The organism is Caballeronia temeraria, from assembly GCF_001544795.2.
In the GTDB taxonomy this organism is placed as follows: Bacteria; Pseudomonadota; Gammaproteobacteria; order Burkholderiales; family Burkholderiaceae; genus Caballeronia; species Caballeronia temeraria.
In genome coordinates this window covers 95,335-114,106 of sequence record NZ_FCOI02000018.1, presented here as the reverse complement: position 1 = coordinate 114,106, position 18,772 = coordinate 95,335, and the positions used below count along the sequence as shown (strand labels likewise).

General features: G+C 59.8%; 19 protein-coding genes and 1 pseudogene. 16 read left to right on the top strand and 4 right to left on the bottom strand.

Annotated elements, in window-relative coordinates:
* Nucleotides 1-219: 219 nt before the first annotated feature.
* Nucleotides 220-1,164 carry a LysR family transcriptional regulator gene (locus tag AWB76_RS24185; protein WP_061162664.1) on the bottom strand — a complete coding sequence of 315 codons (945 nt, stop codon included), beginning with the start codon at nt 1,162-1,164 and terminating at the stop codon, nt 220-222.
* Nucleotides 1,165-1,239: 75 nt separating this feature from the next.
* Between AWB76_RS24185 and AWB76_RS24180 the strand changes: the two genes are divergently transcribed.
* The 6 genes from AWB76_RS24180 to AWB76_RS24155 all read left to right on the top strand — a co-directional run bounded on the left by AWB76_RS24180 (nt 1,240) and on the right by AWB76_RS24155 (nt 4,707).
* Nucleotides 1,240-1,647 (top strand): (R)-mandelonitrile lyase, encoded by a 408-nt coding sequence (locus tag AWB76_RS24180; protein WP_061162663.1) that lies wholly within the window; start codon nt 1,240-1,242, stop codon nt 1,645-1,647.
* Complete coding sequence (locus AWB76_RS24175; protein ID WP_061162662.1) at nt 1,647-2,126, top strand: (R)-mandelonitrile lyase; 480 nt, start codon at nt 1,647-1,649, stop codon at nt 2,124-2,126. The genes AWB76_RS24180 and AWB76_RS24175 overlap by 1 nt, the downstream gene beginning before the upstream one ends.
* Nucleotides 2,127-2,232: 106 nt before the next feature.
* Nucleotides 2,233-2,934 carry a carboxymuconolactone decarboxylase family protein gene (locus AWB76_RS24170; protein WP_244173437.1) on the top strand — a complete coding sequence of 234 codons (702 nt, stop codon included), beginning with the start codon at nt 2,233-2,235 and terminating at the stop codon, nt 2,932-2,934.
* A gap of 33 nt (nt 2,935-2,967) precedes the next feature.
* Nucleotides 2,968-3,705 carry an SDR family oxidoreductase gene (locus AWB76_RS24165; RefSeq protein ID WP_061162660.1) on the top strand — a complete coding sequence of 246 codons (738 nt, stop codon included), beginning with the start codon at nt 2,968-2,970 and terminating at the stop codon, nt 3,703-3,705.
* Nucleotides 3,706-3,769: 64 nt separating this feature from the next.
* Nucleotides 3,770-3,997, top strand: coding sequence for a tautomerase family protein (locus AWB76_RS24160; protein ID WP_061162659.1), 228 nt, complete (start codon nt 3,770-3,772; stop codon nt 3,995-3,997).
* A 128-nt stretch (nt 3,998-4,125) separates the two neighbouring features.
* The gene (locus AWB76_RS24155) at nt 4,126-4,707 is read left to right on the top strand and encodes an MFS transporter (protein ID WP_244173436.1); all 582 of its coding nucleotides are present in this window, start codon (nt 4,126-4,128) and stop codon (nt 4,705-4,707) included.
* 264 nt (nt 4,708-4,971) lie between these two features.
* On the opposite strand, the gene AWB76_RS43090 is transcribed toward AWB76_RS24155, so the two are convergent.
* The gene (locus AWB76_RS43090) at nt 4,972-5,358 is read right to left on the bottom strand and encodes a hypothetical protein (protein WP_061162657.1); all 387 of its coding nucleotides are present in this window, start codon (nt 5,356-5,358) and stop codon (nt 4,972-4,974) included.
* Nucleotides 5,359-5,475: 117 nt separating this feature from the next.
* On the opposite strand from AWB76_RS43090, the pseudogene AWB76_RS42285 reads away from it, so the two are divergent.
* The 5 genes and pseudogenes from AWB76_RS42285 to AWB76_RS24130 form a co-directional block, all read left to right on the top strand.
* A pseudogene (locus AWB76_RS42285) lies at nt 5,476-5,753 on the top strand (cytochrome b); the annotation flags it as partial.
* 47 nt (nt 5,754-5,800) lie between these two features.
* Nucleotides 5,801-6,493 carry a VIT1/CCC1 transporter family protein gene (locus tag AWB76_RS24145; protein WP_061162656.1) on the top strand — a complete coding sequence of 231 codons (693 nt, stop codon included), beginning with the start codon at nt 5,801-5,803 and terminating at the stop codon, nt 6,491-6,493.
* Nucleotides 6,494-6,879: 386 nt separating this feature from the next.
* Nucleotides 6,880-8,316 carry a sensor domain-containing diguanylate cyclase gene (locus AWB76_RS24140; protein WP_374729949.1) on the top strand — a complete coding sequence of 479 codons (1,437 nt, stop codon included), beginning with the start codon at nt 6,880-6,882 and terminating at the stop codon, nt 8,314-8,316.
* A gap of 164 nt (nt 8,317-8,480) precedes the next feature.
* Nucleotides 8,481-8,738, top strand: coding sequence for a hypothetical protein (locus AWB76_RS24135; protein WP_061162654.1), 258 nt, complete (start codon nt 8,481-8,483; stop codon nt 8,736-8,738).
* 213 nt (nt 8,739-8,951) lie between these two features.
* On the top strand, nt 8,952-9,203 hold the full coding sequence (locus AWB76_RS24130; protein WP_061162653.1) for a hypothetical protein: 252 nt from the start codon (nt 8,952-8,954) through the stop codon (nt 9,201-9,203).
* A 353-nt stretch (nt 9,204-9,556) separates the two neighbouring features.
* Here AWB76_RS24130 and AWB76_RS24125 read toward each other — a convergent pair whose 3' ends face one another.
* Nucleotides 9,557-11,440, bottom strand: coding sequence for an MHYT domain-containing protein (locus AWB76_RS24125; protein WP_167357782.1), 1,884 nt, complete (start codon nt 11,438-11,440; stop codon nt 9,557-9,559).
* A 354-nt stretch (nt 11,441-11,794) separates the two neighbouring features.
* Between AWB76_RS24125 and AWB76_RS24120 the strand changes: the two genes are divergently transcribed.
* A complete protein-coding gene (locus tag AWB76_RS24120) occupies nt 11,795-13,735 on the top strand; it encodes a sensor histidine kinase (RefSeq protein WP_082864518.1) in 1,941 nt (646 codons plus the stop codon).
* A gap of 30 nt (nt 13,736-13,765) precedes the next feature.
* Here AWB76_RS24120 and AWB76_RS24115 read toward each other — a convergent pair whose 3' ends face one another.
* A complete protein-coding gene (locus AWB76_RS24115; RefSeq protein WP_061162650.1) occupies nt 13,766-15,733 on the bottom strand; it encodes an alkyl/aryl-sulfatase in 1,968 nt (655 codons plus the stop codon).
* 218 nt (nt 15,734-15,951) lie between these two features.
* Here AWB76_RS24115 and AWB76_RS24110 point away from each other — a divergent pair, with 218 nt between their 5' ends.
* The 4 genes from AWB76_RS24110 to tnpB all read left to right on the top strand — a co-directional run bounded on the left by AWB76_RS24110 (nt 15,952) and on the right by tnpB (nt 18,757).
* Complete coding sequence (locus tag AWB76_RS24110; protein WP_157696199.1) at nt 15,952-17,157, top strand: hypothetical protein; 1,206 nt, start codon at nt 15,952-15,954, stop codon at nt 17,155-17,157.
* A 34-nt stretch (nt 17,158-17,191) separates the two neighbouring features.
* Entirely contained in the window at nt 17,192-17,872 is a 681-nt protein-coding gene (locus AWB76_RS39370; protein WP_341845307.1) for a hypothetical protein, read from the top strand.
* A 118-nt stretch (nt 17,873-17,990) separates the two neighbouring features.
* On the top strand, nt 17,991-18,416 hold the full coding sequence (gene tnpA / locus AWB76_RS41120) for an IS66 family insertion sequence element accessory protein TnpA (RefSeq protein ID WP_061162647.1): 426 nt from the start codon (nt 17,991-17,993) through the stop codon (nt 18,414-18,416).
* Nucleotides 18,410-18,757, top strand: a complete 348-nt coding sequence (tnpB, locus tag AWB76_RS24100; RefSeq protein ID WP_157696198.1) for an IS66 family insertion sequence element accessory protein TnpB — start codon at nt 18,410-18,412, stop codon at nt 18,755-18,757. The genes tnpA and tnpB overlap by 7 nt, the downstream gene beginning before the upstream one ends.
* Nucleotides 18,758-18,772: the final 15 nt, after the last annotated feature.

The following is an 18,772-nucleotide window of genomic DNA, read 5'->3' as shown; positions in this document are numbered from 1 at the left end:
ATCGAGCAAGTGATCAGCGACTAACCGTTCGTAAGCGCGGCGACCTCGCGCCGCGTTCGGCCGCTCGCGTGAGCGGCAACTGACTGGCCGGCACGGCCTTCGTCACGCTGTTGACGCCGCGATGTTGGCTGTGGGTGGTTGGTGGATTCTCGGCGGACGCTGCTGGCAAGCGGGCGGAGACGACTTGCGGCCATAGGCCGGTTCCGAGGTATCGGTCGGTCATCGCACTCGCGGCTGATAACCCGTCTTCAATGCGTCGACAACAAGCTCAACCGCCCGCGAGGATTTGCGGCGACTCGGGTAATAGACGTGATGCCCGACGAATGTAGGAAACCAGTCTTCCAACACCCATCGAAGACGCCCTCCACGCACATGCTCCTCGACAAGGTCCTGGGGCACGTAGGCGAGCCCAAAGCCGGCAAGCGATGCGTCGACCATCTGATAGACGTTATTGAAGGTGAGTTGCCCTTCCACCCAAACCTGCAATTCGCGCCGTCCCTTTCGCAATTCCCAAGGAAGCAGGGCGTTCCTTGTCGGCAACCTGAGATTGATGCAGTTGTGCAGCGTGAGCTCCTGTGGTGTTTTGGCGGGCGGCCTTGCTTCCAAATATGACGGTGACGCGACGATCGCCATCGTCATATCGGGCGCAATACGCACTGCGACCATGTCTTTGGCGACCTGGTCGCCGAGCCGCACGCCGATGTCATATCGGTCTGCAACGATGTCAGCTAATCCGTAATCGTTCACCAGTTCAATGTGCAGTTCCGGATACTGGCGCAGCAGCGGCTGCAACCGAGGCCATACATGCGCGTTCGCCGCGTAGTCCGTGGTGGTGATTCTCACTGTTCCCGCAGGCCGATTCGTCATCGCGCGCAACGAGTCCACCTCTGCCGCAATCTCTTCAAAGCGAGGTGCGATCGCCGAAAGCAACCGCTCGCCCGCGTCTGTCGGAGCTACGCTGCGAGTTGTGCGCATCAACAACTGCAGGCCCATCCGTTTTTCAAGGGCGGCTACTGTACGACTCAATGCTGATTGCGAGACGCCCAACTGCGCCGCCGCCCGCGTGAAGTTGCGCTCGCGGGCGACCGTCATGAAACCGACCAGATCGTTGAAATCTTCCTTCAATTCATGCTCCCATGCATAAGGGCATCCCGATATTGCCATCTAGTCGCATCAATGGCCAGCGAGTAGATTAACGTCGGTGGGCATATGCCTTAACGACTTCGACAAGGAACGACCATGGAACTGAAGCGCGCAGGCTCTCAGCCTTCAATGAAGGGGCCGGACGAATGGTTCACGGGCACGGTGCGGATTGATCCGCTGAACGCTCCGCCGCCTCCCGCGCGGGTCTCGTGCGCAAGCGTGACGTTCGAACCTGGTGCGCGCACGGCGTGGCATACGCACCCGCTCGGCCAGACGTTAGTGGTGACGGCGGGATGCGGGTGGACACAATGCGAGGGCGAGTCGCGCGTGGAAATTCGTGCTGGCGACGTGATCTGGTGCCCGCCGGGCCACAAGCACTGGCACGGCGCCACGTCGACGACCGCGATGACGCATATCGCGATTCAGGAAGCGCTCGATGGCAAAAACGTTGAGTGGCTGGAAAAGGTGACCGACAAGCAATACCTCGGCAGCGGCGAGAAGTAATGTGGCGCGCCGCACTCATCGCCTCGGTCGTCGTCTCTTTGTCATTGGCAGCCCGCGCCGCTGACAGCGGCTCTGAGCCGATCACGATCGCGCATAGCGGCTCGCAGCCATCGGTGTCCGGAAGCACCCAACGCTTCGCTGGTCAGGTACGCATCGATCCTCTCTTTCAGCCCAAAGCGCCATCGCGCGTGTCCGGGGGACGGGTGACGTTTGAGCAAGGCGCGCGGACAGCGTGGCACACCCATCCGCTTGGACAGACCTTGATTGTCACGTCCGGCAGGGGATGGATACAAGCGTGGGGCGACGAAAGGCAGGAGATCGCCGCAGGCGACGTGGTGTCGATCCCGGCGGGTGTGAAGCATTGGCATGGCGCCACGTCCACCACCGGAATGACGCACATCGCGCTCCAAGAGGCTCTCGATAGTAAAAACGTCAACTGGCTTGAACAGGTCACCGATGAGCAATATTGCAAACCGTGACCTGAAGACGCGCCGTTTTGCGCGTGTAGGTGCAGTTACGTGCGCAGTGGCAGTTACGTGCGCAGCGCTGCTCATGTCCGCTTGTGCGCATGAAAGGGAGGAATCTATGCAAGAACCGCTATCACCCAACGAGCTCAAGTCGGTTTCTCCGGCTTTCGAGCGTTACACGAGCCAAATCGTGCTCGACGGTCTCTGGAAGCGGCCGCAACTCTCCCCGCGCGACCGGAGCATCGTGACGCTCGCCGTGCTCATCGCCCGCAACCAGACCATCGAGACGCCGTTCCACCTTCGACGCGCGCTCGACAACGGCGTGAAGCCAGCGGAGATCTCCGAAATGATCGCGCATCTCGCTTTCTATTCGGGATGGGCGAATGCCACCGCCGCGTCAACGGCCGTCAAGCAAGTCTTCGATGAACGTGGCATCGGTGCGGACCAATTGTCGTCCGCCGACGTTGCACCGCTGCCGCTGAACGAAGCCGCAGAGCAACAGCGTGCGAAGACGGTCAATGATAATTTTGGCTCCGTCGCCCCGGGCGTTGTTCAGTACACGACTGACGCCCTCTTCCGGGACCTGTGGCTGCGTCCGGGACTTGCACCGCGCGACCGAAGTCTTGTGACGGTAAGCGCCCTCGTGGCGAACGGTCAGGTCGCGCAGATCCCGTATCACCTCAACCGCGCGATGGACAACGGGCTCACCAAGGATGGGGCGTCCGAGGTCCTCACGCAGCTCGCTTTTTACGCGGGCTGGCCGAACGTCTTCTCCGCGATGCCCGTGTTCAAGGATGTATTTTCGAAGCGAGCAACATGATCGACATCATCAGAATCTCACGAGGAAATAGCGATGAGTGAAAACATCAACGGCAAAGTGGTCGTCATTACCGGCGCCAGCAGCGGGCTCGGTGCAGAGACCGCGCGTCATCTCGCAAAGGAAGGCGCCACGGTTGTCCTCGGCGCGCGTCGCCTTGATCGACTCAAGGGATTGGCGAGCGAACTGGGACTCGATGAAAAGGCCATCCTGCAGACCGACGTGACCGATCGCAATCAGGTCAAGGCGCTGGTCGATCGCGCGGTCGAACTGCACGGCCGCATCGACGTTCTTCTCAACAACGCCGGTCTGATGCCGAGCTCAATGCTCGACAAGCTGAAGATCGACGAGTGGGACCGGATGATCGACGTCAATATCAAGGGCGTGCTGTACGGTATCGGCGCTGCGCTGCCCCACATGCAGGCGCAGAAAGGCGGCCAGATCATCAACGTCTCGTCTGTCGCTGGCCATAAGGTCGGCCCAGGAGGCGCAGTCTACGCCGGTACGAAGTGGGCAGTACGGGCGATTTCGGAAGGACTTCGCCAGGAAGTCAAACCCTGGAACATCCGCACGACCATCGTTTCGCCTGGAGCGGTCGCGACTGAACTGATCGACACGATCACCGACCAGGACATCGCCGCGGGTATGGCCAAGACGTATGAAAAGGCGATTCCGGCCAGCTCGTTTGCGCGCGTGATCGCCTTTGCGATTGGCCAGCCCGAAGACGTGGACATCAACGAAGTGCTCTTCCGCCCTACCAGTCAAGCGTATTGAGCGCTGTCGACCCGGCGCGCACTTCTCGCCTGCCCGGTCGGTTCGACCATTGGAGAGAAAAATCATGCCTCATGTCATCGTCAAAGCGTGGCCTGGGAAGACGGAGCAGCAAAAGCGTCGGCTGGCCGAGTCCATCACTCGCGATGTGATGGACATTCTCGGCTATGGAGAGGAGTCCGTCTCAGTGGGCTTCGAAGAAGTCATGTCGGACCGATGGAAGGATGAAGTTTATGGACCGGACATCGAGGCACGGCCTGAAACGCTGTACAAGCAACCCGGCTACAGGATGTAGGCCCTTGTCCAAGTCACCGCCGGCGGAAGCTGCCGTGCATTCCGTTGTTGCGACGCTGATTCCGGTGATGACCGCCGTTCTCGCCGGCTTCATTATCATTGGCGTCGCGCTCCCCGTACTGCCCTTGCATGTCATCAACGATTTGGGGTTTAGCCCGTTCGTCGTCGGTGTCGTCGCAGGACGGTCTGGGAGCAGCGCTCGCGAGTATTGGTTACTGCGCGATCCTGGCGTTCGGCTCGCTTTTTTTCACCGACATGCACTGGCAGCCGGTGTGGATGGCCTTTACCGCCTTCGGTGTCGCACTGATCGCGGCACGCGCGACGGCAGGGCATCTTCCTGACCGGTTTGGAGGGGCGAGAGTTGCTGCGATATTCGTCATCGTTCAGGCGACGGGCTTGCTGCTCATGTGGTTGGCGCAGACCACGTTGCTGGCCTCCGCAGGGGCAGCGCTTGCAGGCTTCGGCTATTCGCTCGTCTATCCGGGGCTAGGCGTCGAAGCGGTCCGAGGGATTACGCCCAAAAACCGCGGCATGGCGATGGGCGTCTACACCGTTTTTCTCGATGTCGCGATGGCCGTTGGCAGTCCCGCTCTCGGATGGGTGGGCGGCCACGCCGGCCTTCGCGCCGTTTTCCTCGTCAGCGCTGTTGTGGTTGCCTGCACCGCTGCAGTGGCTGTTCAACTCATCCGGAAGCATCGCGTAGCGGCGTGAACCATGAATGCTACCTGCGCTCTTCGAAGTGCGTTTTCGCGCATTTTGCGAAGCAGGTAGCGTCTCACGCAGGACGCATACACAACGGTCGCACCTGCCAGATGACGGGATGACGGGATGACGGACTCTTCGTGACCTTATTAAAAGGCCGTCCACTACTACGCAGGCGCCATTCAGAAAAACGTTGGAGCGACACGACGGCGTTATGGCAACGTCAAACGAGCCTGGAGGCGAGCCGATTTGCTGTGGTGGGGGGCAGGTGTACTAGTCCTCTTCTATCTCTACACGATCGGGGTAAAGGCCGGTATCCGCGGCGGCCTGCTCGACCTCCTTCGTGGACGGAAAAGCCCCTAACTCGCCAATGTCATCTTCCCCCGCCGAGAGCCGACCGCCCCATAGGCCGCTCGGGAGGCGGTATATACGCAGGATCACCGGCTGGTCTTTTTCTTGTTCCATTATTCCTCCTCGTGCTCGACTTGGACGGCCTAATACACTTCCACGGTCCGGGTACGTGCCCGTTTCCCGCGCGGCCTCCTCTAGAGCCTCAGGGCTCTCGTATCCGTCGAAAGAGCCAATATCCTCCCCGCCGACGTGCGCCGCCGCCGAGGCCTGTTCGACAATCGCGGCGTCTTGCTGCGTGACTTTGTCCATCTGACTTACGTCCAGATTGGGCTGTTCGATGCCGCGTGGGGCTGAACGCCCTCCGATGATTGTCCAAAACGTCCGCTAGCCGCCAGCCCACCGCTCGTCAATAACGCGGGCTATCCGCTCGGCACAACCACTCATTTTTTGCTTTATGCAGCGCTCGTGGCAGTCCTGCTGCTGGGATGGATCAATGCATTATCGCCGTGGACTGTCAGATCGGCAGGGATAGATCGTCCCTATCCGAGCCTTTCCGCAACTGGCTCGCCATTTGGTCACCGGATGGGAGACGTCCATGGCATCCTCGCATGGATGCTGCCGGGCTCATCTGCCTTCATGTTGCGGCGACATTGTTCCATCACTTTGTTCTCCGCGATGGCGTGGTGCGTCGAATGTTACCCTGAGCACAGCACGTGAACCACGAGTCGACAACTAACACAGATCCGGAAACATGACGAGAGGACATCGGGAATCTCACAAGATAAAGTCAATCGGTTGGCTCCGAGCGGCGGTCCTTGGTGCGAATGACGGCATCATTTCGACGGCCAGCCTGATCATCGGTGTCGCATCGGCGCACGCTTCTCACGGAAATTTATTGCTTACCGGCGTGGCAGGACTTATCGCTGGAGCAATGTCGATGGCGACCGGTGAATACGTTTCAGTATCGTCACAAGCCGACACCGAGAGGGCCGCGCTGGCTGAGGAAAAGGCAGAGCTCGAAAACGATGGCCCCCACGAGCATCGTGAGCTGGCGGCAATATACGAGCGGCGAGGGCTCGAGCGAGGGCTTGCCGACGAGGTCGCCCACGCACTGATGGCGCACGACGCGCTTGGCGCGCATGCCCGCGACGAACTCGGCATAACTGAGATCACCACAGCTAAGCCTTTGCAGGCGGCGCTTTCTTCCGCATCCAGTTTTGCAGTGGGCGCGTCCTTACCCCTCGTTGTGACGACGATATCGCCGGATCGGTGGACCGTTCCGGCCATCGCGGGAACCTCGTTGCTTTTTCTCGCGACCCTGGGCGGCTTGGCAGCGCGGGCCGGCGGCGCACCGTTGATGCCGGGCATGCTCAGGGTCATGTTCTGGAGCGCGCTATCCATGGGCGTCGCATCGGGCATCGGCAACCTGTTGGGTGCGACCTAAGCGTGCCGCACCGGTTGAGTGACATGACCGGCAACGGCTGTCGGTAATATGTGCTAAGGCTTTGGCTCGTATCACGACGCAGCCCCGCTTTGCGGGGTTAAGTCCGTTGTACCGAGGCCGATAAACGGAGAGAGGCCATCCGGTGGCGTGCCGTGCTTTACGCTTTTGGCTCGCAGCGGATGTCGAGTCACCATTGCGGCGTCGGGTCGGCACTTCGGTCGATGCCGCATTGGTACTTGGGCAGTGCTCTGACGATCATGGGCGGAACTGGGGGGCAGCCGTCCGTACGTCGACCGAGACATGGAGAATCGGTGGAGAAGGAAGACAGGAAACGTCTCTGGCAAGCGAGCAGATTCACTCAATACGCGTTATCAGCGCCCCATGCCATCGTCCTTGGCGGAACCCTCATCGCGCTGCTGCTGGTTGGCCTGTGCGCGACGGTGCTGTACCAAAGTCGGCAGGATGCGCTTGACCGCGCTCGTGAAACCTCACGCAATCTGGGGCTCATCGCCGAGCGCGACATCAAACGCAATTTTGAGTTGTATGACCTGTCGTTGCAGGCGGTGATCCAAGGCCTGCAACGCCCCGACGTCATGGCCGCAGCCCCAGCTTTGCGACGCGGCGTGCTGTTCGACCACGCGATGACAGCCCAGTTTCTCGGCTCGATGCTGGTGTTGGATGCGGCAGGCAATGTCGTCCTGGATTCGGCGAGCGACGTGCCGCGACATGGGAACTTCGCCGATCGCGAATACTTCACGATCCACCGCGACCACCCGAACGTCGGGCTGTACGTGAGCGATCCGTACGCATCACGCCTGCGCGGCAACACAGCTAGCATCGCGCTGACGCGCCGCATCTCGAATCCGGACGGCTCGTTCGCCGGCATCGTGGTAATCGCCATTAACCTTGAGTATTTCCACGAGTTGTTCGCCGGTCTGAAGCTTGGGCCCCATGGTTCGATGTCGCTGATCGGCAAGGACGGCATCATGGTCATGCGCCAGCCGTTCGACGCGCGCATTATTGGCCGGGACATCAGCCAGGCTGCGACGTTCCGGCGATTCCGCATCGCGCCGGAGGGTACGTTTCCCGAAACGGCGTCGATCGACGGCGTGCGCCGGCTCTACTATTTCAAGAACCTGCCCGATGTGCCGCTGATCATCATGGTCGCCGAGGCCGAGCAGGATATTTATGCTGCGTGGCGGACGCGCGCGCTGATCATCGGCTCACTGACGGGCGCACTCGGTCTGGGATTCGTCTTGCTTTCAGTCCTGCTCGGAGCACAGTTGCGGCGCCGAATGCGCGCCGAGTCACAACTGCAGATGCTCGCGAGAACGGACGGGCTGACCGGCCTCAATAATCGTCGCACCCTCGGTGAGATCCTTGAGCAGGAGTGGCGCCGGGCGCGCCGCACGCGCAGTACCCTCTCACTGCTGTTTGTCGACATCGACCGGTTCAAGGCCTACAACGACACCTACGGCCACCAGGCCGGCGACGATGCGCTGGCCGCGATCGCGCGATGCATCAGCGGGAATCTCCGGCGGCCCGCTGATACGGCGGCCCGTTACGGCGGCGAAGAATTCGTGGTTGTGCTGCCCGACACCTCGCCCGCTGGCGCTGTGCAGATTGCTGAGACGATCCGCACGGCGATCAGCGAACTGGCGATCGAACACGCAGCTAGCGAATATGGGCGCGTTACCGCCAGCATTGGAACCGCGAGTTGGGTACCGGAGCAGGAAGGCGATGTCAGTACCGTGATCCGAGCCGCCGATGAGGCGCTGTACAGCGCGAAGGCCGCTGGCCGGAACAAAGTCGCAGCGTCTTGATACTGCGATGTTTTCTCTGCTGCTGCACGGGCATCTCGTCTAAAAGATTTGGTCAACGACAACGACCCCTGCACCGTTTGAAGGCTTCGTGGGGTCAGTTCTAGCCACCGGCAACTGACAACGACGCACAACGCCCAAATATTCGTCCGGTGTGAGCAGCAGCTATGAACGAAATGGACGACGTCTGGCTTGTTAATGAAAGAACCGCAGGGGACTGGATTCTCTTCGGCTTTCGTTTGAATAGCCACGTGGGCATCGGCACCCTCACCGACGCAGCCCTCTCCGACCTGTTTTTGAAAGCCGGTGACGGCGCGAGTGATCAGGTCATTAAGGACCTCCTATTGCGCGCCTTGCGCAACTACATGCTAAAGAACGGCAATACGACGCGTCCCGCTGTCGGGGTTCCCCTCGACTTCTCGTGAAACGAAAAAACTAAAATCGCCAACGAGGGTTAAAAGCGTCGAGCAGAAAGTTTGCTCGGGGACGACTCATCATCGCATCGATGCACGGCGGCTTTCATTTTTGAGGCGGGGATCGCTCAGTTCTTTCATTCCGATCCGCATTTTATGAACGCAAATTCCAAGTGGAATATTTTTTGCACCGCGGACTAACGAAAGAGACCGCCGGGGAATCGCGTGGATGTTACAGCAAGGATCATTTTGCACGAGGCGGACCCTGAATCATCGACCGACGAGTTGCATCGATTCGTATTCGAGCTCGTCGACGAAAACGGGGCGAGGATCACTTCGATCTCACTTCGGACGGCACGCGTGCTCGCCCGGGAACTCGCTCCTACGACCGCATTCATGGAAATGGTGGTCGCGATCGCCGCTGCTGACGGAAGAACCTTCGATGAGCTCATCGGACGCGTCTTCACTCCTGACTGACCCCTCGCGTTGCCTGTTCTGTGCCAAAAAAAATCTCATGAAACCACCTCAGCTTGTCTGGGCGGAATCCGGAGGTTACGCGGCAAAGGCAATCGTTCCGACCGCCGACCGAGGCCTGCATCCTCCGAGGCGCTGGGTCCTACTGCACCGAAGAAGAGGCATTCGACCGCGCGGAATTGCATTCGCGAAGCCTGCTTTTCCACTGCGCGCTGGTGATGCTCGCTGCAGCGTAAGCGAGAGCTCTATTCTGTTCAGGCGCGCCGTGATTCACAGGTCATCAACGGTCTCGCCCCGCTGATCGCAATCGAAAGTTATCGACGACTGATTGGCAGCCGCGATGGCTAGCGTCGCTCCTAAAAATAATTGGCGGAACGCTCTTTTTCCCCGACGTGGCTGTCCGCGGCGACGGGCAACGAAATTCTCACCGTTGTGCCCATTCCCAGCCCTTTGCTGAAAGCCTCGATTGTGCCACCATGCGCCTCCACGAGGCGCTTGCTGATTGCCAGACCCAGTCCTACTCCGCCACGAAATCTGCCTTGGTCGGCCGTGTCTGCCTGTGCGAAGCGCTCGAAGATGTGCGGGAGCGCCGCGGCATCGACGCCCATCCCGTTGTCCTTCACCTCGATCGTAGCCTGTGTCGCGTGACATTCGACACTCGCCGTCACAGCGTCGCCGTGATTCGAGAATTTCACCGCGTTTTGAAGCACGTTGGCCAAGACCTGCCGAAGACGCTGTTCATCGCCCGCCACCACGCAGGTGTGCGCAGTTTCAAGACGCACCGTGATGCCGTTCTTCGAGGCGAGGGTCGCCGCGTCCGCGACGCTCAGTCGAACCAGTTCCGCCAAATTTACTGGCTGCGTCGCCAGATGCACTTTGCCTTGGGCTACCGCAGACGCGTCCAGCAGGTCGTTCACCAGACGGGCTTGCGCCCTCGTGCTGTCTTCGATTCTTCGGAGCGCATTGTCGATCGTCGAGGGCGAGCTCGCCGCGGTGCGCTTCAGCACTTCTACCCACGACAAAACGACATTGAGCGGATTACGCAGTTCGTGGCTGACTGCCGCAATGAAGGCGTCTTTGGTCACATTTTCCTTCTCGGCAAGCTCACGGGCCCGACTTTGCTCGTCAAGCATGATCGCGGTGAGCTTTTCAAATGCCTTTCGCTCCGTGATATCGGCAAACGTGATGGCAACACCGTCGAAAAGTCTGACGCAGGTGATGCGAAACCACCCTGAGATACCGTCCCCGACGTATTCCTGTTCAACCGTCGTCGGCACGCCGTCCGCCAGCACACGCGCATAGACGGCAAAGAGACCATTTGCCAGTGTGCTCGGGAAGCGGCTAAGGAACCGCTGCCCGATAACGTCGCGCTCGGTGACGCCCCAAAAGCGAAGTGCGGCGGGATTGGCATAGTCGAATGAAAAATCTGCGACGGTGGTTCCCGCACGGACGGCCTTCAAAATCACAAAAGGATCAACCGCGACTTCCTGCGCTGCCTTGAAGCGCTGCTCGCTCGCCATCAACTGGTTTGACCTCAGCGACAGTTCGCGCGACTGCTCGTTTTGACGAATACGCGCTTCCTTACGGGTCTGGACCAGCGCCGCCATCAACGCCAGGCCAAGCACCGCAAGAATGGCGATGAAGATCTCGAATACAAAGCCGCGTTCGTCGAAATCCGTTGCGGCCCGGCTAATGCAGTTGGGCGCGAATATCGCGGCGGCCATCGCCGTATAGTGCAAACCGGACACCGCCAGTCCCATCACGCACGCAGCGCCAACTTGCTTCACGCGTTTGGCATGCTCGGTCGCCCGCAACTGCGTGACCATTCGAAGCGCCACATAGGACGCGGCCATCCCGATGATCACGGACAGTGCGGCGAGGACCGGCCTATAACGAATTGGAGGGCTCATCTGCATGGCCGACATGCCGGAATAATGCATGACGGCGATGCCGACGCCCATCAGCATCGCGCCGACCAACACCGAACCGCCCGAAGGATTGGGTGGCGTGACAAAAGTCAGTCCTAGCCAGCAGACGAGCACCGCCGCCGCCCACGAGGCCAAAGTCGTCGTGAAGCCAAAGCCCACGGGTACCGGCAACCGGAACGCCAGCATGCCGACAAAATGCATCGACCATATCCCCGTGCCCAATACCAGCGCGATGACCGCGACCCAAACCGCGTTGGTCCCGTGAACCTGCGAAGACCGCGCGTCGACCATGCGCAAAGCGACGAACGACATCGCGGTCGCCAGCAAGATCGATAGAAAGACTAAGGGGAGACTGTAAGAACCGGACATGAGGTCATGTGACTGGGCGAAGTGCTTCGATTCTACGGTTGACGTTTTGAAAGCTCCCGGTTCTTTGTGGGAATTTTGCGACAATCGATTCCCGACCAAGTAAGACTAACCGATATTCATGCCGCTGCCTCGATCGACGATGACGGTTTCGCAGCCCTCGACAACGGCCCGTTCCTTGGTATGTCAATGTAAGCTTCTTGCTATATTGGACGTCGTACGATCATCGGACATGAAAAAACCGCAGGCTGCTCCGATTGTGCGTACGACCGAATCGGCTCGCCAACTTTCGGAGTTGATATGCCAGAGGGAACTGCGACACGGCGCGTTGCTTCGCTTTGCCCCGCACAATTGCAGCGACGTTGGAGCCTGTACTGCCTAGTTCTACTTCTTGGCTTGTTCTCCCCGGCCGTCCATACCGGCGAGCGGTGGCGAGTCGTTATTCTTCCGGGTGCCGACCCTACGCAGCCAGCGGTAGCCATCCAAATTCGAGCGCTGCGTAGCGCGCTGACCGCAGCCGCACCGGATGGCGTCGAGTTTTATACCGACTCTCTTGACGAGTTGCGATTCGACCGTAACGACTTGACTCCGCAGTTTCTCGCGCTCCTTAAAAAGAAGTACGAGAACAAACGAATCGATCTGGTGATTGGCATCGCCGACTTCGCGCTCGAGTTCACCACGCGATATCACAAGGACATCTGGCCCAAGGCATCCATCCTGATCACAAGCATCGACGAAAGCCGTGTCGCTCGAATGCCTCCAGATTTCGCTTATATCGCCTGGCATTTTGACGCGGACAATACAATCGCACTTGCAGAAGCGCTCCAGCCGCAAGCGACGCACCTGGTGATCGTGGCAGGAAGCAGCGCTTTCGACGACTTCACCGCACGGTTGGCCGAACAGACGGCTCGCTCCCGCCGATCCCGGAAATGGGACGTCAACGTATGGAGCGGACTGACCCTAAAGGAACTGCAAACCCGGCTGGGTGACCTTGATCCGTTCGCCGCGGCGGTCCTCTACACGACGATGTATCGCGACCGCGAGGGTCGAACCTTCTTCCCGTTCGAGGTTGTTGCTCCGATTGCACGTGCATCGCGTGCTCCGATTTACGGGTGGTATCCGACTTACCTGAATCAAGGTCTGCTAGGCGGTGCGGTCATAAGCTACGAGGACAACGGACGTCGCGCCGGCGAGCTCGCCGCATCCATCTTGCTTGGCAAGGTCTCGCCCCACGGCGCGACTTTGCCGACGGAACGTTCTCATTGCATCGTGGACAGGGGCCAGGCCGACAGGTTGGCGGTTCGCCCTTCCCTGATTCCAGAGGACTGTGAACAACTCAATGTGCCTCGGTCTCTCTGGAATCAGTATCGAGGCACTGTTCTCTTCGTGGCTGCTGTGGTGGCGCTGCAAGCCTTAACAATTGCCGCCTTGCTCTGGCAGCATCGCAAGCGAAGAGTTGCCGAAGAAGCCGCAACGGTACGTGCCAACGAACTCGCCAGAGCCGCACGCATCTCGTCTGCCGGTGAGTTGAGCGCCTCGATTGCGCACGAAGTCGGTCAACCGCTAGGTGCCATTCTGAGCAACGCCGATGCGGCTGGTTTCATTCTGGAGCATCGCGAGCCCGAAGTGCTCGAGCTACAGCAGATTCTCGCCGATGTGCGCCGTGATGCCGTGCGCGCGAGTCAGGTTGTACAACGCTTGCGCGATTTGCTGAGAAAGCAGCCCGTCGAGTTCGCCGAATTGAACTTGAATCTGACAGTCGACGAAACCCTGACATTGTTGGCGCCTGAAGCTCGGCGCCGCCGTATCGCGATCCAATCGGAGCTTGGCACAGCGTGTCCTGGTATCGTCGGCGATCGGGTTCAGCTTCAGCAGGTGCTTCTGAATCTCTCAGTGAATGCGATGGACGCAATGCATGAAACGGAAAACTCGAAGCGCATTCTCACGATAATGACGCAGTCTGCCGATCACGGCGTCAAACTGACGGTCGCAGATCGCGGTCACGGCATCCCCGAAGCAATGCGATCGAAGCTTTTCGACTCCTTTTTCACGACCAAAGCACATGGCATGGGGCTGGGGCTTTCGATCGCGCGGACGATCGTCGAGAGTCATGGGGGTACCATCACATCTCAATCCAGAGAGGGCGGCGGCAGCGCATTTCTCGTATGGCTGCCGTGTGCAAGACGAAGTGGTTCTCACGCGCGGCATCTGCATCTTCGTAATGCGGCGCGTGAAACGTGACCCACGAATGCGGAGTACACCACCCGCGTATCAAGGCTCGGCGATCGTGAACCAGAAATCAAACTTGTCGAAGTTTCCGAGCATGTCCTTGAACTTCGCCGAGTCGCCATCGATCTTAACCTGACCGCTCTCGGCGAGATTGCCAAGCTTGATTTTTCCGAGGGCAATGTCGTCAAGCGTTGTGCGATTCAACGTGACGGTGCCGTCCGTCTTGTCGAGTTGCTTGTTCTTTCGATAGTTCATCACCCCATTTTTCACTGTCAACACGTACTGCTCTTTCGTGTCAGGGAAGCTCAGATTGTAGACATATGACTTGTTGCCCGCTCGCGGTCCGTTGAGGTGAATGGCCAGGAAGTCGAGGAACATATCCGTCGTCATGCCGCGAATGATGTCGGGCGAACTCGTGTTGGGGGTCGCCGCCTTCTGTACACCGCCGCGCAACTCCTGCGCGCCCGATAGATAAAAGTTGCGCGCCGGTCCCGATTCCGCCTGATAGCCCAGTTGTTCCAGCGCGTCTGCTTCGACGCTGCGCGCCTCACGATTCTGCGGATCGGCGAAGACAACCTCGTTTGCAACGGTCGCAGCCCAGCGGTAATCTCCTTGCCTGTATGCGGCCTTCGCGGTGTCGATCATTTTGGCCGCGCCAACCATGGCGACGTACTTCTTGGCCTCTTCCGCCGGCGGATACGGGTTGAAGTTCGCCGGGTTGCCGTCCCAGAAACCGAGATACAGTTGGTATGTCGCGCGTACGTTGTGCTTGAGATCACCGTAATAGCCGCGGTTGTAGAACTCCTTGGCGAGGCTGTCGGGCAGCTTGAACTGCTCGGCGATCTCGTTCATCGTCAAGCCCTGGTTGGCCATGCGCAACACCTGGTCGTTGATGTACTTGTATAGGTCGCGCTGCTTCTCCAGATGTTCGACGACGCGCTGATTGCCCCACTGCGGCCAGTGGTGACTGCCGAAAGACACGACGGCGTCGCTGCCCCACATGTCGATGGTTTCGTCGAGCGTGCTCGTCCATTTCTGCGCGCTGCGCACTTTCGCGCCGCGCAGCGTCAGGAGGTTGTGCAGCGTGTGATTGGCATCCTCGGCCAGGTCGATTGCCTTGAACTGCGGGAAGTAGAACAGCATCTCGGCGGGTGCTTCGGTGCCGGGCGCCATCTGGAAGACGATGTCGATGCCGTCGATGGTCATCTTCTCGCCGGTCTTGTCGATGATCTTGTTCGGCGGGAACAGCGTGATGGTGCCCGCCGCGGTCGTGAGTCCGAGACCACCGCCGACTGTGCCTTCGGGATTCTTCGGCAGCAGATTGCCGTACATGTACGACGCGCGCCGACTCATCACGTTGCCGGCGAAGACGTTTTCGCTGACGGCTTCTTCCATGAAACCTTCGGGCGCGACGACCGGTATCTTGCCTGAGCGCGCGTCCGCTTCGTCGACGACCGCCCGAATACCCGCGAAGTGATCGACGTGCGAATGCGTGAAGATGACGCCGGTCACGGGCAAACGCTCAACCTTGTCGTTGACCAAATCGAGCGCGGCCTTCGCGGTCTCGGTCGACGTCAGCGGATCGATGACGACCCAGCCCGTCTTTCCGCGAATGAAGGTCATGTTCGCGAGGTCGATGTTGCGCACCTGATAGATACCATCGATCACCTTGAAGAGTCCGCGCGTCGACAGCAGTTCCGACTGCCGCCATAGGCTGGGATTCACCGTGGCCGGAGCGGGGCCGCTCTGGTGCAGAAAATCATATTGGGAGAGATCGATAACGGTGTTGCCGGCGCTGCCTTTGATCACTGCACTCGGCAAATCGGCAATGAAGCCGCGCCGCACGTCCTCGAGGTCCTGGGTGTTCGAAAACGGCAGGTAGTCGGCGACTGCCTGGTTGGCCTTGCGTGTGGCGTCGGTCGCCGGGTTGGGCGCGGCGCTCGTCACGGTCACAGTCGCGTTGAAAGCCAAGATGGCAAGAGCGGCCAGCCAGCTACGTTTCATGGACATGTTCTACCCCTGTTGGAAAGAACGACGTTAAGAATCATTCACGCCAACGCTGGGGAGCACCATAGGGATATTGGGCAACGGCATTGCCCCTCGGGGCAATGGCTACCCACCGAGAAACGAACTGCCCCTAAGGGCAATGGCATTGCCCGTCATCCCAATAGCATTGGTCGACCGTCTGATGCCATATTCCACGACAAACCGTTCATGGAGAGTCGGAGATGCGCGCATCAGACGAACATCCGAATGGCGCTTTGAGTGCGGGATCTGAGCATCCCTCGTTGGCGTTCTCGATCGTCGGCGACGATGCCGCCTTTCGCTTCCAGCGACGAATCGGCCTGATACCGTCTGAAGGTTTAGGCGTCGCTAGGCGCGCGCTTTTCCTGGCCGCCATTTGCTGGCTTCCCATCGCTCTATGGGCTCTTGCGACTGGCCGCGCGTCACTGACTCATGGCGAGGACTCGCTTGCTTCACACTTCGGTATTCATGTCCGCTGCCTTATCGCGATCCCGCTGCTCATCATCGCCGAGCAAACGGCGCAACGATCATTTCGGCCGTTCCTACGATACTTCCTGGAGACGGGCCTTGTCTTACCTGCCGACATGCCCAAATTCGACGGGGCCATTGCGGGCGTCGTTCGGCTTAAGCGTCGCGTCTTGCCGTGGGTCTTAATTCTGGGTTGTGTCGTCGCGTGGGCTAGTGCCGGCGTTCTCCTTTCCCCCAACGAGGACGTTGGCTGGATCAATACGTCCGACCGAATACCGTTTGCGGGTTGGTGGTTCATCCTCGTTGTCCGCCCAATCTTCACCGCTCTTGTGTTGGCGTGGATCTGGCGGGCCTGCATCGTCTTCATCCTGATGCTGAATCTGGCGAGACTTCCGCTCTCGCTCGTCCCGACCCATCCCGATCGGGCCGGGGGACTTGCCTTCGTTGAACGACTGGCCTTCGTGTTTAGTCCTGTCGCCTTCGCAGTCTCCGCGGTCGTCGCTGCGGCGTTCGCCCACGACGTTGTCTACCATGGCGTCGATCCGATGACCATGAAGGGCTTGTTGTTGGGCGCCGCCGCTCTGGTCTCGATCGTCCTTTTGCTTCCGTTCGCGCCGCTTGTTCTCATGCTCACGCGGCTTGAACATCGCGCCACGCTCGAGTATGGGTCTTTGGTCGGACGGCACGGTCGGCTTGTACACCGGCGCTGGACTACCGGCGAGGATATTGGGTCGCCAGAGATCCTCGACGCACCGGAGCTCGGCCCCGTCGCCGACGTGCACAGCATCTATGAGGCGGTCCGTCGCATCAAGCCCTTTCCGTTTACCAAGCTCGGGTTGCTGGCCATTGTGGCGCCTGCCTCGGCACCCATGCTCTTCATAGCCGTCATGCAGTTTCCCCTTCCCGCCGTGATCGGAAAAATTGTGAAGGCGCTTCTTTGAGCGCTACCTGCGACAGACCCGGAAGGAGCCGAACGTGCCAAAGCTGGTTAGCCATCCAATTACCTTTCTCGTGCTCACTTTGTTCCTGATGTCCGTAGCTGCCTACCTCGGCTCGGTATTACGCCGAGCGCGACCGATGGCAGACGACATGCGTGAGGACTTCGGGGTTGTGCAGTCGGCGGCTTTAACCCTTCTCGCTCTGGTCATCGGCTTCAGCCTTTCGATGGCGGTGGGACGCTACGATCAGCGGAAAAACCTAGAAGAAGAGGAAGCGAATGCGATCGGGACGGAGTTGCTGCGTGCCGAACTCCTCCCGACAGCCCAGGCTTCGGAGATCCGTACGCTTCTTGGAGCGCATATCGCTCAGCGAATCAAGTTTTATCAGACCGGTGACGGCGATGAACTTCAGCATCAATACGACGACGGCTCAGTTGCAATCGAAACTTTGGACGGCCGCGCGCTCCGGCGCGAACGCGCAACCAAGTCCGCTCACCGCACTGGCGACCGCCGGAATGAACGATGTCATCAATACGCAGGGCTATACACAAGCTGCCTGGTGGAACCATATCCCGGCCTTGGCATGGGCGCTCATGGTCATCATCGGTTTCTTCTGCAACGTCCTGATCGGATACGGCACGCGGAGTTCAAGACCGGGGAGACGCTTCCTCATGATCATGCCGTTGAATGTTTCGATTTCGTTCACACTCATCGCTGACATTGATAGCCCGCGAAACGGCCTCATCCGGGTGAAACGTATCTGTCAGCGCATCCCGTCTTGAGTGTCAGGGTGCATGATGCGAAGGTTTCGCCATCGTAGTGATGGGAGTGATGCGATGGACGACGACGTGATGGGGCGAGCTGTCGTGCGAACGGGGGCTCGGCGCCCTCGCCAAGGCGAAGCATTCTGGCGCGAGATGGTCGCCGCATGGAAGATGAGCGGCGTTGGCACTCGGCGCTTCTGTCGCGAACAAGGTCTTGCCGTCAGCACTTTTGGATTGTGGCGCAAGAAGTTTGCGGGCGAGACGCCTGCAACGAGTCCGCTGGCCGTGACGGCCGACGCCGCGTTCGTCATTGCTCGCCTGGAAGGTGAGCCTGCGGCGACACCATCATCTGCTTCCGCCGATACGCCGTCGTCATCGTCATCGACGCGTGATCGCGTGACGTTATCGATTGCCGGCGTTCGCATCGAAATGAGTGGCGTGCATGCTGAGCGCATTGTGCGCTTCGTGCTCGGACAGCTTGGCGGTGCACGGTGCTGATCGCCGCTGACGTCCGAGCCTACATCTGCCGCGAGCCGGTCGACATGCGCAAGTCGATCGACGCGCTGTCTTATCTGGTCGAACCGCTTCTTGCTCAGAAGCCGGCTTCGGGCAACCTGTTCGTGTTCGTCGGCCGGGACCGCACGAAGGTGAAGTGCCTGTATTGGGATCGAACGGGGTTCGCGCTCTGGTACAAGCGGCTTGAACATGGGCATTTCCCATCACCCGCAGCGCTGGCGCAACGTGGATTCACGCTCGCGGAGCTCAATGCATGGCTCGAAGGTATAGAGATTCCAGCGCGCGAACCTCATCGCGCCGTCGCCGTGACGCGCGTGGCTTAAGCGCTGCCCGGAATC

Bases quoted from the DNA above. Each gene is read 5' to 3' on its own strand.
- AWB76_RS24185 (WP_061162664.1), bottom strand. From the start codon at position 1,164: ATGGCAATATCGGGATGCCCTTATGCATGGGAGCATGAATTGAAGGAA.
- AWB76_RS24180 (WP_061162663.1), top strand. From the start codon at position 1,240: ATGGAACTGAAGCGCGCAGGCTCTCAGCCTTCAATGAAGGGGCCGGAC.
- AWB76_RS24175 (WP_061162662.1), top strand. From the start codon at position 1,647: ATGTGGCGCGCCGCACTCATCGCCTCGGTCGTCGTCTCTTTGTCATTG.
- AWB76_RS24170 (WP_244173437.1), top strand. From the start codon at position 2,233: ATGCAAGAACCGCTATCACCCAACGAGCTCAAGTCGGTTTCTCCGGCT.
- AWB76_RS24165 (WP_061162660.1), top strand. From the start codon at position 2,968: ATGAGTGAAAACATCAACGGCAAAGTGGTCGTCATTACCGGCGCCAGC.
- AWB76_RS24160 (WP_061162659.1), top strand. From the start codon at position 3,770: ATGCCTCATGTCATCGTCAAAGCGTGGCCTGGGAAGACGGAGCAGCAA.
- AWB76_RS24155 (WP_244173436.1), top strand. From the start codon at position 4,126: ATGTCATCAACGATTTGGGGTTTAGCCCGTTCGTCGTCGGTGTCGTCG.
- AWB76_RS43090 (WP_061162657.1), bottom strand. From the start codon at position 5,358: ATGGACAAAGTCACGCAGCAAGACGCCGCGATTGTCGAACAGGCCTCG.
- AWB76_RS24145 (WP_061162656.1), top strand. From the start codon at position 5,801: ATGACGAGAGGACATCGGGAATCTCACAAGATAAAGTCAATCGGTTGG.
- AWB76_RS24135 (WP_061162654.1), top strand. From the start codon at position 8,481: ATGAACGAAATGGACGACGTCTGGCTTGTTAATGAAAGAACCGCAGGG.
- AWB76_RS24125 (WP_167357782.1), bottom strand. From the start codon at position 11,440: ATGTCGTTCGTCGCTTTGCGCATGGTCGACGCGCGGTCTTCGCAGGTT.
- AWB76_RS24120 (WP_082864518.1), top strand. From the start codon at position 11,795: ATGCCAGAGGGAACTGCGACACGGCGCGTTGCTTCGCTTTGCCCCGCA.
- AWB76_RS24115 (WP_061162650.1), bottom strand. From the start codon at position 15,733: ATGTCCATGAAACGTAGCTGGCTGGCCGCTCTTGCCATCTTGGCTTTC.
- AWB76_RS24110 (WP_157696199.1), top strand. From the start codon at position 15,952: ATGCGCGCATCAGACGAACATCCGAATGGCGCTTTGAGTGCGGGATCT.
- tnpA (WP_061162647.1), top strand. From the start codon at position 17,991: ATGGACGACGACGTGATGGGGCGAGCTGTCGTGCGAACGGGGGCTCGG.